The organism is Gordonia sp. YC-XJ4 (genome assembly GCF_059511865.1).
Genome location: NZ_CM183447.1, coordinates 2,579,419 through 2,593,175 on the forward strand (window position 1 = coordinate 2,579,419; position 13,757 = coordinate 2,593,175).

The 13,757-nt window shown below is 68.2% G+C and carries 14 protein-coding genes; 7 read left to right on the forward strand and 7 right to left on the reverse strand.

Annotated features, from left to right (window positions below; translation table 11 throughout):
• Nucleotides 1–77: 77 nt before the first annotated feature.
• Both AC5ZH6_RS11390 and ppgK read right to left on the reverse strand, forming a co-directional pair.
• Nucleotides 78–1,628: an RNA polymerase sigma factor gene (locus AC5ZH6_RS11390; protein ID WP_231386678.1), complete on the reverse strand. Its 1,551-nt coding sequence runs from the start codon at nucleotides 1,626–1,628 to the stop codon at nucleotides 78–80.
• 66 nt (nucleotides 1,629–1,694) lie between these two features.
• Nucleotides 1,695–2,528 (reverse strand): polyphosphate--glucose phosphotransferase, encoded by an 834-nt coding sequence (gene ppgK / locus AC5ZH6_RS11395; protein ID WP_006371144.1) that lies wholly within the window; start codon nucleotides 2,526–2,528, stop codon nucleotides 1,695–1,697.
• A 185-nt stretch (nucleotides 2,529–2,713) separates the two neighbouring features.
• Between ppgK and AC5ZH6_RS11400 the strand changes: the two genes are divergently transcribed.
• Nucleotides 2,714–3,652, forward strand: coding sequence for an inositol monophosphatase family protein (locus AC5ZH6_RS11400; RefSeq protein WP_271355649.1), 939 nt, complete (start codon nucleotides 2,714–2,716; stop codon nucleotides 3,650–3,652).
• 26 nt (nucleotides 3,653–3,678) lie between these two features.
• Here AC5ZH6_RS11400 and cei read toward each other — a convergent pair whose 3' ends face one another.
• Nucleotides 3,679–4,398: an envelope integrity protein Cei gene (gene cei / locus AC5ZH6_RS11405; protein WP_271355648.1), complete on the reverse strand. Its 720-nt coding sequence runs from the start codon at nucleotides 4,396–4,398 to the stop codon at nucleotides 3,679–3,681.
• Nucleotides 4,399–4,818: 420 nt separating this feature from the next.
• Here cei and AC5ZH6_RS11410 point away from each other — a divergent pair, with 420 nt between their 5' ends.
• Complete coding sequence (locus tag AC5ZH6_RS11410) at nucleotides 4,819–5,118, forward strand: DUF4193 domain-containing protein (RefSeq protein ID WP_014359847.1); 300 nt, start codon at nucleotides 4,819–4,821, stop codon at nucleotides 5,116–5,118.
• A gap of 86 nt (nucleotides 5,119–5,204) precedes the next feature.
• Here the strand turns inward: AC5ZH6_RS11410 and AC5ZH6_RS11415 are convergent, their stop codons facing one another.
• The gene (locus AC5ZH6_RS11415; protein WP_211545097.1) at nucleotides 5,205–5,837 is read right to left on the reverse strand and encodes a DUF3093 domain-containing protein; all 633 of its coding nucleotides are present in this window, start codon (nucleotides 5,835–5,837) and stop codon (nucleotides 5,205–5,207) included.
• A gap of 44 nt (nucleotides 5,838–5,881) precedes the next feature.
• On the opposite strand from AC5ZH6_RS11415, the gene dut reads away from it, so the two are divergent.
• Nucleotides 5,882–6,370, forward strand: coding sequence for a dUTP diphosphatase (dut, locus tag AC5ZH6_RS11420; protein ID WP_094600451.1), 489 nt, complete (start codon nucleotides 5,882–5,884; stop codon nucleotides 6,368–6,370).
• 85 nt (nucleotides 6,371–6,455) lie between these two features.
• A complete protein-coding gene (locus AC5ZH6_RS11425) occupies nucleotides 6,456–7,382 on the forward strand; it encodes a DUF3710 domain-containing protein (protein WP_020171469.1) in 927 nt (308 codons plus the stop codon).
• A 28-nt stretch (nucleotides 7,383–7,410) separates the two neighbouring features.
• On the opposite strand, the gene AC5ZH6_RS11430 is transcribed toward AC5ZH6_RS11425, so the two are convergent.
• Nucleotides 7,411–8,241 (reverse strand): alpha/beta fold hydrolase, encoded by an 831-nt coding sequence (locus AC5ZH6_RS11430; RefSeq protein ID WP_288338094.1) that lies wholly within the window; start codon nucleotides 8,239–8,241, stop codon nucleotides 7,411–7,413.
• Between the two features lie 149 nt (nucleotides 8,242–8,390).
• On the opposite strand from AC5ZH6_RS11430, the gene AC5ZH6_RS11435 reads away from it, so the two are divergent.
• Nucleotides 8,391–8,768, forward strand: coding sequence for an OB-fold nucleic acid binding domain-containing protein (locus AC5ZH6_RS11435; protein WP_288338095.1), 378 nt, complete (start codon nucleotides 8,391–8,393; stop codon nucleotides 8,766–8,768).
• 34 nt (nucleotides 8,769–8,802) lie between these two features.
• Here the strand turns inward: AC5ZH6_RS11435 and AC5ZH6_RS11440 are convergent, their stop codons facing one another.
• Nucleotides 8,803–9,465: a potassium channel family protein gene (locus AC5ZH6_RS11440; protein ID WP_288338096.1), complete on the reverse strand. Its 663-nt coding sequence runs from the start codon at nucleotides 9,463–9,465 to the stop codon at nucleotides 8,803–8,805.
• A gap of 11 nt (nucleotides 9,466–9,476) precedes the next feature.
• Entirely contained in the window at nucleotides 9,477–10,139 is a 663-nt protein-coding gene (locus AC5ZH6_RS11445; protein ID WP_014359852.1) for a potassium channel family protein, read from the reverse strand.
• 167 nt (nucleotides 10,140–10,306) lie between these two features.
• Here AC5ZH6_RS11445 and AC5ZH6_RS11450 point away from each other — a divergent pair, with 167 nt between their 5' ends.
• Both AC5ZH6_RS11450 and AC5ZH6_RS11455 read left to right on the forward strand, forming a co-directional pair.
• The gene (locus AC5ZH6_RS11450; RefSeq protein WP_026920163.1) at nucleotides 10,307–12,316 is read left to right on the forward strand and encodes an APC family permease; all 2,010 of its coding nucleotides are present in this window, start codon (nucleotides 10,307–10,309) and stop codon (nucleotides 12,314–12,316) included.
• Nucleotides 12,313–13,674, forward strand: coding sequence for a class I SAM-dependent RNA methyltransferase (locus AC5ZH6_RS11455; protein ID WP_288338097.1), 1,362 nt, complete (start codon nucleotides 12,313–12,315; stop codon nucleotides 13,672–13,674). Before AC5ZH6_RS11450 ends, AC5ZH6_RS11455 begins: the two co-directional genes overlap by 4 nt.
• Nucleotides 13,675–13,757 lie beyond the last annotated feature (83 nt).

Genomic DNA, 13,757 nt, shown 5'->3' on the forward strand with positions numbered 1-13,757 from the left:
AGCTGAGGAATCGGCGCGCAGACGCCGACTGCCCCGGCCGTCGGGCCGGGGCAGCAGGTGGATCGTGAGGGTGTCGGTCAGTCCAGGTAGTCGCGCAGGACCTGGGAGCGGCTGGGGTGGCGCAGTTTCGACATCGTCTTCGACTCGATCTGGCGGATGCGTTCGCGCGTGACGCCGTACACCTGGCCGATCTCGTCGAGAGTGCGCGGCTGGCCGTCGGTGAGGCCGAAACGCAGACGGACCACGCCGGCCTCGCGCTCCGAGAGCGTCTCCAGGACCGATTGCAGCTGGTCCTGCAGCAGGGTGAAGCTCACCGCATCGACCGCGACGACGGCCTCGGAGTCCTCGATGAAGTCGCCGAGTTGCGAGTCACCTTCATCGCCGATGGTCTGGTCCAGCGAGATCGGCTCACGCGCGTACTGCTGGATCTCCAGAACCTTCTCCGGCGTGATGTCCATTTCCTTGGCCAGTTCCTCCGGCGTGGGCTCACGGCCCAGGTCCTGGAGCAACTCGCGCTGGATGCGACCGAGTTTGTTGATGACCTCGACCATGTGCACCGGGATGCGGATGGTGCGGGCCTGATCAGCCATGGCGCGGGTGATCGCCTGCCGGATCCACCAGGTGGCGTAGGTCGAGAACTTGTAACCCTTGGTGTAGTCGAACTTCTCGACGGCACGGATGAGGCCCAGGTTGCCTTCCTGGATCAGGTCGAGGAAGGCCATACCGCGACCGGTGTAGCGCTTGGCCAGCGACACAACCAGACGCAGGTTCGCCTCGAGAAGATGATTCTTCGCGCGGTTGCCGTCGCGTGAGATCCAGTTGAGATCGCGCTTCTGTGCGGTGCTGATCTTCTCGCCGGACTCCATGATCCGGCGGAGTCGCTCGGTCGCGAACAGTCCGGCCTCGATGCGCTTGGCGAGTTCGACCTCCTCCTCGGCGTTGAGCAGGGCGACCTTGCCGATCTGCTTGAGGTAGGCGCGCACCGAGTCGGCCGACGCGGTGAGTTCGGCGTCCTTGCGGGCCTGGCGCAGGGCTTCGGATTCCTCTTCGTCCCAGACGAAGTCGCCGGCGGTCTTGGCGTCGTCGGAGGACTTGGCGGCCGCGGCGGTGGCTGGTTTGGCCGCCGCAGGAGCTGCGGGGGTGCCTTCGGACTCCTCGTCGTCCTCGTCGTCGGCGGAGTCCTCGGCGTCTTCCTCGTCGTCGTCGGCGGTCAGATCGTCGGCGTCGATCTCGACGTCGTCGAGTACGGCGTCGGGGCCATCGAGTTCTTCGATCGAGGTGGGCTCGGTATCGGTGTCGTCGGGGGAGTCCGCGTCACCGGCGGCCTTCGGGGCGACCTTCTTCGCGGCGGTCTTGCGGGCAGGAGCCTTCTTTGCGGTCTTGCGAGCGGTGGCCTTCTTGGCCGCCTTCTTGGCGGTCTTCTTCGCGGGTGCCTTGTCAGCCGTGGGAGCGGTCGACGTCGTCGGGTCGGAGACCGTGGTCGGGTCGGAGACCTCTGCGTCGTTCTGGCGGGTCTGGGTGGCTGCCACGTACAACCTTTCGGATGCGAATCTTGACTGTCCTCGCGGCAGCGTCGGCCGTCGCGGATGAGGGCTTGGTGCGGCGCACATGGCACCGGTGCGGACCATTGTAACGACACCACCCCCACCGATGTGACAAAGGCCAGGTCAACGGCAGTGTTGGAAGGTCACGATCTACACGCGGAGGCCCTGATCGACGGCCATGGCCGCCCCGACGATGCCCGCGGTGTTGAGCAGGGCCGCGGCCTCGACGGGGGTGGAGTTGGTCAGCAGCGGAATCCATTTCGCCGACTTGCGACTGATCCCGCCACCGACGATGAACAGTCGCGGCCAGAACAGCGCCTCATAGGTTTTGAGGACCTCGGAGACCTTCTCGGTCCACTTCTCATACGACCAGCCCTTGTCTTCCTTGACCTTCGACGACGCCTGGTGCTCGGCTTCCTTCTTGCCCACCTGGAGGTGGCCGAGTTCGGTGTTGGGCACCAGTTTTCCGTCGTTGAGGATCGCCGAGCCGATACCGGTTCCGAAGGTCAGCAGCATCACGACGCCATTGACGCCCTTGCCCGCCCCGTAGGCGTCCTCGGCCATACCGGCGGCGTCGGCGTCATTGAGGACCGAGACCTTCCGGCCGTCGAGATTCTTGCTGAACAGTTCGTAGACGTCGGTGCCGATCCAGCCCTTGTCGATGTTGGCCGCGGTGCGCATGATCCCGCCGGTGATGACCCCCGGCAGGGTGATGCCGACCGGTCCCTGCCAGTCGAAGTGCGCGACGACCTCGGCGACCCCGCCGGCGACCGCGTCGGGGGTGGCCGGCTGCGGGGTGAGCACCTTGAACCGTTCACCTATCAGGGCACCCGTGTCGAGATCGACGATGCCGCCCTTGATACCGGAGCCGCCGACGTCCACGCCGAAGGCGAGATTGGTTGCCGTCGAAGTCTTTTCGTCCGGGGCCCGATCTCCTTCGCGTGCGGAGGCGGTGGGGGAGCCGGGCGTGCCGGACTCGGTCATGGCGGGTCCTCTCGATACGGATCGATGGTGATCGGGTATGACGCGTCTCCAGGCTATCCAGGCGGGCATCGTGGTGCAGCGAGGATGGCCAATCCGTCCCGGGAGGTGTCGGTCAGTGCGGTGAGCCCCGTCTCACCGGATGCCCGAACGCCCGCTCGCGGCGCCGGATGTGCTCACATGGACAGGTGGAGCAACGAGGCAGTGATCCCGTCGGCCGGAACGTCGCACCCGAGGATGTGCCGTCGGCGAATGTGACAGTCGAGAGTCCTGCCGTGCTGGCCGAGCTCGCCGTCGACATCGCGGAGGCCGCGGCCGACCATGTTCGCCGCCGACGTCCGGAACTCTTCGGCGGTCCGGGTCCGCAGGCCGCCGAAGACGGCGTCGAGGCGGTGACCACCAAGTCGACGCCGACCGACCCGGTCACCTTGGCGGACACCGAAACCGAGCAACTGATTCGGGATCGCCTCCGCACGGCCCGACCGGCCGACGAGATCCTGGGCGAGGAGTCCGGCGGCGCCGTCGATGTGCCGACCGGGGTGCGCTGGGTCGTCGATCCCATCGACGGGACCGTCAACTTCATGTACGGCATCCCGGCCTATGCGGTGTCGGTGGCCGCGCAGGTCGACGGTCGTTCGGTGGCGGGCGCGGTGGTCGACGTCGCGCGAGCGGTCACCTATCACGCGGCCGAGGGCGGCGGCGCCTTCCTGCGCGCCGGCGGTGAGACGGTGCCGTTGCGCTGCAACGACATCGAGCGGGTCGAGCTCGCCCTCGTCGCCACCGGATTCGGATACGACGCGGAGCGCCGGCGGGAGCAGGGGGCGATCGTGGCGCAATTGCTGCCCCGGGTACGCGACCTCCGTCGCATCGGCGCGGCGGCACTCGATCTGTGCATGGTCGCCAGCGGGGCGGTCGATGCCCACATCGAGCACGGGCTCAGCCCCTGGGATTGGGCGGCGGGCGGATTGATCGCCGCCGAGGCCGGAGCGGTCGTCCATCTGCCACCGGCCGATTCGCGGTCCTGCGACGGCCACGCGACGATCGCGGTGGCTCCCGGGATCGCCGGCGCCTTCGTCGCGCTGCTCGAGGATCTCGGTGCGCGTCGGGCACTTCCGGCTCGCGACTGACGCTCCCCACCGACCGCGGGCGTCGCTCAGCAGGGTTGGGCGTGCACCGCTTTCACCAGCCCCGGATCAACTCCGGCCTGCGGGTTCTTGGGGTCGGCCGAACGCAGCGCCTCGAGTGCGGCCTGCGCGTCCTGTGACTGCTCGCGCGGCTTGTAGTACTCACCGAGTGCGACGTCGACGTCGGTACCCCGGCGGCCGTCGTTGATCAGCTGGGCGCACGGGATCGCCAGCCACACCGACGCGGCGGCGGCCTGTCCGGCGGGGCCGAACCGGATCTGGGCGACGCAGTCCAGGTCGTGATTCGGGTAGATCGGGTCGTCACCGAATGCGGTGTCGCTGGCCGGGGTGAACCCCTGGGCGGTGAGGTCGTTGGACACCGACTGGGCCTCGCCGCGTTGGGTGGACGCGTTGAGGACACGCACCTGGAAGGTCGACAGCGCAGCCGGTGCGACCGACAGCATCTGATCCCGGTTCACGACGGTCCGGGAGGGGGTTGCGCTCGCGCCCGCGGGTGCGGGGGGCTGTGCGGCGGTGGTGGTCGGCGACGCCGAAGCGCTCGCCGGCGTCGGCTCGTTGCAGGCGGTGGGGGTGGTGTCGGAATCCGAACCGGCCAGGGCGACCGACCACGCGATGATGCCGAGAACCACCAGGACGGCCAGGAGGATGAGGATCGCGCGCGCGTTCCGACGCTTGTAGGGCCGACCGTTGTGGTCGGTGGGATAGCCGGTCGTAATCTGCGAGACCACCGTGAACTGCGCTCCTTCACCAGGAAGGGTCGGGCGCGCCGGCGATGAATGCCGGGCCCGACCGCCGATTCTGGCCCAACTGTAGAGGGTGGCCACCGCGACGGAGCGCAGGCGGCGCCGAGTAGGGCGATGGCGGTGGTCGGCGCCTCACGCGCCGGTTTCATCCGGCGTGCACGCACTGTTGACTCTGTGATGGCCGTGCACTAGGCTTCGGGCGCCCGCACTCCCGAGTCCGCTGGAGTTCTGGCAACCAACTGTGATCAACATCACAACTGTCTGGTCGATGATCGGTAACGAATCACACCGGTCATGACGTTGTAGTGACGCCGGCAAGACAATCCCGGCGACTTAGCGCCCCAGCGGTCCAGGTCACGAGCCGACGACCCCAGGTCGCGCTCCTTCAACCAGGTAAGGCACACAATGGCTACTGATTACGACGCCCCACGGCGCACGGAGTCCGAGGACCTGAACGAGGACTCGCTCGAGGAGCTGAAGGCACGGCGCAGTGAGGCGCAGTCGGCTGCTGTCGACGTCGACGAAAGCGATACCGCCGAGTCGTTCGAACTGCCCGGCGCCGACCTCTCCGGAGAAGAACTCTCGGTTCGGGTCATCCCGAAGCAGGCCGACGAATTCACTTGCACCAGTTGTTTCCTCGTCTACCACCGCAGTCGTCTGGCCCGTGAGAACGGCGCCAGCATGATCTGCGTGGACTGCGCCTGATCGACCCCACCTGACGGATCCGCCCGCCGGGCGGATCGTGGTGGGGCCCAGGGTGACACCCCATCACCGGTTGCTGGTGGGGATGTTCACCCGTTGCCGGCGGCTGCGTCGGCAACACCCAACGCGCTCAACAGTTCTGCGGGCCTGCGCGTCGACACCAACCAGTACGGTGTCGGATCGTCCGGGTCGTCCAGGACGAGCAACACCATCGTCTTCACCCATGCGTGATGGATGAGGAACGCCGCGGGGTCGAGCTGCCGGCCCAGGGCGGCACTCTTCGCCGATGCCGGCACCGATGCCCCACGTGCGATGACCGACCGTGGCAGCCGCGCCTTCCCGGCGTGCAGCTCACCGTCGGCGGTCACCCGAATTCGGGTGTGTCCCATCGACACCAGAACCAACGCACACACGATCGCCGCGCCGAGGTAACCGAGCAGACCCCACGGCGAATCATGCGCCGACAGCTGGATCTCATGACCCACCACGCCGGTCACCACCACGGCGGCCAGCCACCACCACCACGGCACCGACAGTCGCTCGGCGTACCGATCACCGTCGCCTGCGTCACCGTTGCCACCGTCACCGGCACGATCCGTCCCCGACTCAGGGTTCGAGGAGACCACGGAGTCGGACTCGTCGGTAGGCCTCGTCTGGGATTCGTCCGTGCGGGGTTCGTGGGTGCCGGGTTCGGCGGCACTGCGGGGTTCCGGGTCACTCACACCCCTCAGCGTAGTCTTCCCCCGTGGCCTCAGAATTCCCCCCTGTGACCGGGTCCGACCCGTCCGATTCGTCCTCGTCCGATTCGATCCCACCGGTCCGGATTCAACGACTCGACCCCGACATCGCACTGCCCGTGCGCGCCCATCCCGGTGATGCCGGGGTCGATCTGTGCTCCACCATCGATCTCGAACTCGGGGCCGGGCGTCGACAACTCGTGGGCACCGGGATCGCGATCGCACTGCCGTACGGCACCGTCGGCCTGGTCCACCCCAGATCCGGACTCGCCGCGCGCGCCGGTCTGTCGATCGTCAACGCTCCCGGCACGATCGACGCCGGGTACCGCGGTGAGATCAAGGTGTGTCTGATCAACCTCGATCCGACCGAGACCATCCACATCTCGCGCGGTGACCGCATCGCGCAGCTGGTGATCCAACGAGTCGAACTGCCCGAGTTCGTCGAGGTCACCGAACTGGACGAGACGAGCCGTGGCTCGGGCGGATACGGGTCCAGCGGCGGTCACGCGATCCTGTGAGGCGTGCGCCCGGTCCTGGACTACCCTGCAGTGGCGAGGGTGACGCGGTACCAACCGTGAAAACGGCGATGGGAGACACGAACTGATGGCTGACGAGGAGCGGGGGGTCGGGGACTCGGGCGACGGGGAGTTGCGGGTCGGCCAGGCCCGCGGGCCCTACGACATGGAACTGCTCGACACCCCGGCCGAGGAACTCGCCAATTCGCACCTGGATCTCGGGTCGGTGCTGGTCCCGGTCGTCGAGGGCGGACAGGTCACCGTCGAGATGTCGCCCGACCATCAACCCGAAGCCGTGTATCTGGTGACCCCGCACGGCCGGATCAGCGTGACCGCCTTCGCCGCGCCGCGCTCTCCGGGACTGTGGCGTGAGGTCGTGCGTGAACTCGCGGCCTCCCTGCGGGACGAAGGCGCGACCACCAGCGTCGAGGACGGGCATTGGGGGCGAGAGGTACTCGCCGAGGTGCCCGGTGGCGCACACCGGTTCATCGGGGTCGACGGTCCACGGTGGATGGTGCGGTGTGTTGCCAGTGGCCCGGCCGAATCCGCGGGCCCACTCGCACAACTCGCGCGTGCTGTCCTCGCCGAGTCGGTGGTGCGACGCGGCAAGGATCCGGTGCCGCCCCGCGAAATGCTGCCGATCGTCCTGCCTCCCGTCCTCGCCGAGCAGGTCGCCGCCGCCCAGCAGCAGATGTTCGCCGACGACCCGGCCGCCGGTGCACCGACCGGTTCCGTCGACAACACCCCCGACAACCTTGCCGCCGACAATCTCGCCGTGTCGAACGCTCCGGGCGAAACCCCCGCCCCCGCACAGGTCCCCGAGCAGCCGACACCCGAGACCGAGCGCATCGCCGGCGGTGCGCTCGATCAGATCGAGCAGGCCACCGTCATCCGCGAGGTGCCTCCCGCCGACGACAGTGGGACACCGGAGGGCGCACCCGACGCCGATGACGCGCCCCCGCCGTCGGCGGGTTCGGCGATGCAACGCTTCCGCCGTCGCCGCGGCAAGCGCTGACCACCCACTTACCCCGTACCGAGCGGGCTCACCGCTCGGTTGTTGCGGCACTCTCGTCGACCAGGGACTGCCATCCGGTGGCGCACGCGCGCCCCAACACCGCCGGATCGGTACCCCACTGCGTCAGGTGAACCCGTTGCAGTTGCGCGCGAGGTGCTGCGCGACACCACGACTGCGCGACGGCCCACGGATGGAGCGGGTCGTCGTCGGCGGCCACCACCGCCAGCGGCACGGACAGAGTGGCGATCCGGTCGAGGTCCGGGGCGCGATATGCCGCCGCCCGTTCGAGCTGGGTGACGAGTCCGGGATACAGGGCCCGCCACGACCGGGCGAGCTCATTCGCCAACCATGCCGGGCTCGTCGACGACATCGCATCGATCGTCGCGTCCAGGCCGTCGGTACGCAGGGCTGCCGCGGTCATCGCCGCGCCGGTCGCGGCAAGTGCGGTACTCGGCTCGCCACTCCACGCCGGCATCGCCGCCCACACCCCGACGCAACGATGCCGGCCCGGCCCGAGCGCCCACTCCAGCGCCAGGGCGGCACCGATGGAGAACCCGCCCACCAACACCCGGGCGTGGTCTGCAGTGAACTGCCGCAGCGCGTCACGGTGTCCGCCGATGAGATCGTCGGTCGGGTCGAGGGCGATCAGGTCGACGCCGATCTCGCGGGCCGCGGGACCGAACGCGCGGCGGACGAAGTCGGCGTCCGAACCCGTCCCCGGCATCACGATGAGGACGTCCGCCGGGTGACATTCGGCCCGCTCGCCACCGCTCCCGGCGCCGGCACATTCGGCCCGCTCGCCACCGCTCCCGGCGCCGGTCAACCTGCGGGTGTGGATTCGGTTGTCATTCGCGGGCATGCACAGATCATGCCGCGCGTTGTACGCGATGAGGACATGGGTCTACGCTGAGCCGAAAGTACCCGCGTCGGAAGACGAGAAGGCCGAGAACCACAGCCCAGCAGGCTCGTGCCCTCCGAGCGGAAACGAAGTCTCTTCTGGAGGTTGTGATGCCGACGGCCGGTTATCTCAAGCGGCTGACGAAACGGTTGACCGAAGATCTCGGCAATGCGGATGCGGAGCAGATCGCCGCCGAGTCCGAGGCAACCGGAGCGCAGCGCGCCGTCGAATGTTGTCGAGGCGACGAGGTCACCATGCACGGCGAGTTGCGTGCGGTGGAGACGTGTTCGCGTGCCGCCAAGAGCGGGGTCAAAGCCGAGTTCTTCGACGGGACTGACACGGTCATCCTGAAATGGTTGGGGCGTAACCGCATTCCCGGCATCGAGCCAGGGCGCAAACTCACCGTGCGTGGCCGCCTCGCCGAGCACGACGGATTCAAGGTGGTCTACAACCCCTACTATGAGCTGTACGGCTCGGAGGAAGGGTAAATCCACCGATCCGATCCGCCCGGCACGGCAGCGGTCACTGCGGGACCCGCATCGCCTCGTGCAACGCCGGTTCGGTTTCGGCAGGCGCGATGAACACCAGTTCGTCGCCACCTTCGATCGAATCGTCACGCTCGGGCACGATCACCCGACCACCCCGCAGGATCGCCACCAGAGCGGCATCGCGCGGCAGGCTCAGCCTGTGGACCGGCCGGCCGGCCAGCGGAGTGTTGGCGGGCAGTGTCAGCTCCACGAGATTCGCTTGACCCTGCCGAAATGTCATGAGCCGTACCAGATCTCCGACCGACACGGCCTCCTCGACGAGGGAGGCGAGCAGTCGTGGCGTCGAGACGGCGACGTCGACACCCCATTCCTCGCCGAACAGCCATTCGTTGCGGGGATCATTCACCCGCGCGACCACCCGATTGACCGCGAACTCGGTCTTCGCGAGCAAACTGACGACGAGATTGGCCTTGTCGTCACCGGTGGCCGCGATCATGACGTCGAAGGACTGAAGCTCCGCCGACTCCAGATTCGACAACTCGCACGCGTCGGCGAGCAGCCACTGCGCACCGGGCACCGCGTCGGTGTCGATGTGCTCGGCATTGCGCTCGAAGAGGGTGACCTCGTGGGAGTTGACGAGGAGTTCGCGGGCGATGGAACGGCCGACCGCACCGGCCCCGGCGATGGCGACTTTCATTCTGGTACCCCTCAGTCGGCGTCGATCGGCGACGCGGCGATCGTACGAGTCTCGGCGAGGCGCTCGAGCAGCACCGCGGCGAATACCACGTCGTCCTGCTGCAAGACCGTCTTCGCTTCCGGCAGAACGGGATTGCCGACCCGATTGATGAATGAGATGCGTGCTCCGGTCAGTTCCTGGAACTTCACCACGGTCGTCCCGATCCACGACTCGTCGATCTCGAGCTGGGCGATCGCGAGCGTGCCCGACGGGTCGCGCCACTCGGTCGTGGTGGAGACCTCGCCGAGTGCGGAGACGAACCGCTCGGTCGTCCACGGCACGGTGGCCACGGTCGGAATGCCCAACCGCTCGTAGACCGCGGCACGTTTGGCGTCATAGATACGCGCGACCACCCGCTCCACGTCGAAGGTCTCGCGGGCCACGCGCGCGGAGATGATGTTGGAGTTGTCGCCGGAGGACACCGCGGCGAAGGCATCGGCCTGCTCGATCCCGGCCTTGATCAACACATCACGATCGAATCCGACCCCGACGATGCGCTGACCGGTGAACCCGTCGCCGAGCCGGGTGAACGCCGAGGGGTTGCGGTCGATGACCGCTACCTCGTGACCGCGCTTGACCATCGCCCGAGCCAACGACGAGCCCACCCGGCCGCAGCCCATGATGACTACCCGCAAGAAAATCGATCCTTCCTTCCCGGCGCATGCCACCGGGAGGCGACGCGTCGCCGGGGAGCCGGCCGTGCACCGGTGTCGGTCCACGCAGAGATGAACCTACCCGTAGGGGCCGTGCCGTGATGCGGGTCCTGGTGGCCTTCATCTGACCGAGGTCTTAGTGTTGCGTGGTGCCCACCGTGTCAAAGGTGCCCGTTGCGACAAAACGCCTGCTTCTGGGTCGACCGTTTCGCAGCGACAGTCTCGGCCACACGCTGTTACCCAAACGCATCGCGCTACCCGTGTTCGCCTCCGACGCCATGTCATCGGTCGCCTACGCGCCCCAGGAGATCTTCCTGGTGCTCTCCGTTGCCGGGCTCTCGGCGCTGGCCTACACACCCTGGGTGGCGATCGCGGTCGCGATCGTGATGGCGGTGGTCGTCGCCAGCTACCGGCAGAACGTGCACGCCTATCCCTCCGGCGGCGGCGACTACGAGGTCGCCACGGTCAACCTCGGCCCCACGGCCGGACTGACCGTCGGCAGTGCGCTGCTGGTCGACTACGTCCTGACCGTCGCGGTGTCGATCTCGTCAGCGGCGGAGAACATCGGGTCGGCCATCCCGTTCGTGTCCGAACATCGCGTGTGGTTCTGCGTGGCCGCGATCATCATCCTGGCCGCGGTGAACCTGCGCGGGCTCAAGGAATCGGGCACCGTACTGGCCATTCCGACCTACGCGTTCATCGTCGGCGTGCTCGGCATGCTCATCTGGGGGTTCACCGAGATCTTCATCCTCGGACGCGAGGTCCGTTCGGAGACCGCGGGATTCGAGATCCGAGCCGAGCACAGCCACCTGATGGGCATCGCCTTCGTCTTCCTGATCGCGCGGGCCTTCTCCTCGGGATGCGCGGCGCTGACCGGGGTCGAAGCCATCAGCAACGGCGTGCCGGCGTTCCGGAAACCCAAGTCCCGCAACGCGGCGACCACCCTGCTGTTGCTCGGGTCGATCGCGATCGTCTTGCTGCTGGGCATCGTCTTCCTCGCCGAGCGGATCGGCGCCAAATACGTGATGAACCCGGCGGAGGACCTCATCGGCGCACCCCCCGGCTACCAGCAGAAGGCGATGATCGCCCAACTCGCGCACGCGGTGTTCGACACCTTCCCGGCCGGTTTCTACTTCGTCGCGACCGTCACCGCGCTGATCCTGATGCTGGCGGCCAACACCGCCTTCAACGGATTCCCGGTGCTCGGTTCGGTCCTCGCCCAGGATCGCTACCTGCCCCGGCAGTTGCACACCCGCGGCGACCGGCTGGCGTTCAGCAACGGCATCCTGTTCCTCGCGGTCGCCGCGATCGCATTCGTGGTCGCCTTCGGCGGTGAGGTGACCTCCCTGATCCAGCTCTACATCGTGGGCGTGTTCGTGTCGTTCACGCTGAGCCAGACCGGCATGGTGCGCCACTGGACCCGGTTGTTGCGCACCGAGACCGACCCGAAGGCGCGCCGCCGGATGATGCAGTCGCGGGTGATCAACACCGTCGGCCTGGTGATGACGGCGACCGTGCTGGTGGTCGTGCTCATCACCAAGTTCACCGCCGGTGCCTGGATCGCGATCCTGGCCATGGTCATCCTGTTCGTGCTGATGAAGGCGATCCACCATCACTATGCGACCGTGCAGCGCGAACTCGAGCGCACCCCCTCCGACGACGAGGCGGTACTACCGAGCCGCACCCACTCGATCGTGCTGGTCTCGACGCTGCACCTGGCGACCAAACGTGCGTTGCTGTTCGCCCGGGCCACCCGCCCCGACGTGCTCGAGGCGGTCACCGTCAACGTCGACGACCGCGACACCCGCCGACTGGTCTCCGAATGGGAGGACAGCGATCTGCGGGTGCCGCTCAAGGTGATCGCGTCGCCCTACCGCGAGATCACCCGCCCGATCATCGACTACGTGCGTCGCGTGCGTCGGGAATCGCCGCGCGACGTGATCACCGTGTTCATCCCCGAATACGTGGTGGGCCATTGGTGGGAACAGATCCTGCACAACCAGTCGGCGTTGCGGTTGAAGACACGTCTGCTCTTCGAACCCGGGGTGATGGTGACCTCGGTGCCCTGGCAGCTCACGTCGTCCGATCGCCGCAAGGCCGACCTCGACTACCACGCACCCGGTGACACCCGCCGGGCACTCGGTGGCGGCCCCGAGTGACGGGCGACCCCTCCGACGCGCTGACGCTGCGGGTATGCCGACCCGCCAACGGTGGGTCCGCCATCGCCCACGCCGACGACGGCCGGGTCGTGTTCGTGCGCGGCGCGATCCCGGGCGAACTGGTCACCGTGACCATCGTCGAGGACAGGTCGGGATTCCTCGTCGCCGAGGTGACCGAGGTACTCGAGCCGTCGACACATCGACGCGACCCGCTCTGCTCCGCCGCCGCACACGGCGCCGGCTGCTGCGATCTCGCGCATGTCGCCGTCGAGCACGCCCGCACCCTGAAGACCGAGATCCTCACCGACGTCCTGCGGCGGATCGGCGGGTTCACCGACGACGCCCTGTCCGCGCTCGATGGCGGGGCGCCGACGGTCGCCGCGCTCGATGACGCCGAAACCGGCTGGCGAATCCGGACACGCATGGGCGTCGATGCCCACGGGCGTGCCGGTCTGCACCGGCGCGGCGCGGCCGGACTCGTCGTCGGCCACCCCTGCGCCCAACCCGATTCGCGGCTGACCGACCTCACGGCGCTCGACGGCCGGTTCACCCCGCACGCCGACCTCGCGCTCGTACTCGACGACGACGGCGCGCGGCACCTCACCGAGATAGCGCCCGCCGACGACACGGCCACCCGTGGTCGCGGTGATCGTCGATCCGGTGGTGGTCGTCGCGCCGCACAGCAGCGTCGTCGGCGCCACGAGCGGGCGCGGACGACACGAGTGATCGAGGGGCACCCCGCCGCGCGCCACCGGGTGGGCGAGCGGACCTGGGACATCCCGGTGACCGGATTCTGGCAGGGTCACCGGGCCGCCGCGGAAGTGTATGCGCAGACCGTCGCCGACCTCGTCGCGCGCCACGCCGACTCGGTCGGGACGTGCTGGGACCTGTACGGCGGCGCCGGGATCTTCGCCGCCACCCTGACCGACACCCTTCATGCGCAGGCGGTGCACATCGTCGATTCCGACACCGGGGCACTGGCCGCCGCCGAAGCGACCTTCGCCGACGACGACGGCATCGAGGTGCACCGAGGAGAGGTTGCCGCCGCCATCGGCGGACTCCCCGCCGCCGGGGTCGTCGTGCTCGATCCACCCCGGACGGGGGCCGGTGCTCGGGTGATCGGACAACTCGCCGCGGCCGGCCCGGACGTGGTGGTGCACGTCGGTTGTGATGTCGCGAGGTTCGCCCGCGACCTCGGTTTCTTCGCCGAGAATGGGTATCAGACCCGCGAGATCCGCGGATTCGACGCATTTCCGCTGACCCATCACATCGAGGCGATCGCCGTGCTCGTGCGGTCGAACTCACGCCCGCTGTCGCGCTCGGCGGACCGGGGTGCGCCGGCGGCGACCGTAGACTGACTCACATGCTCCCGCGCGCACCTGTCGGTGTGCCGGGTAGCCCGCCGGGTACGCACCACGTCGCCGGGGAGCGAGACGATCAG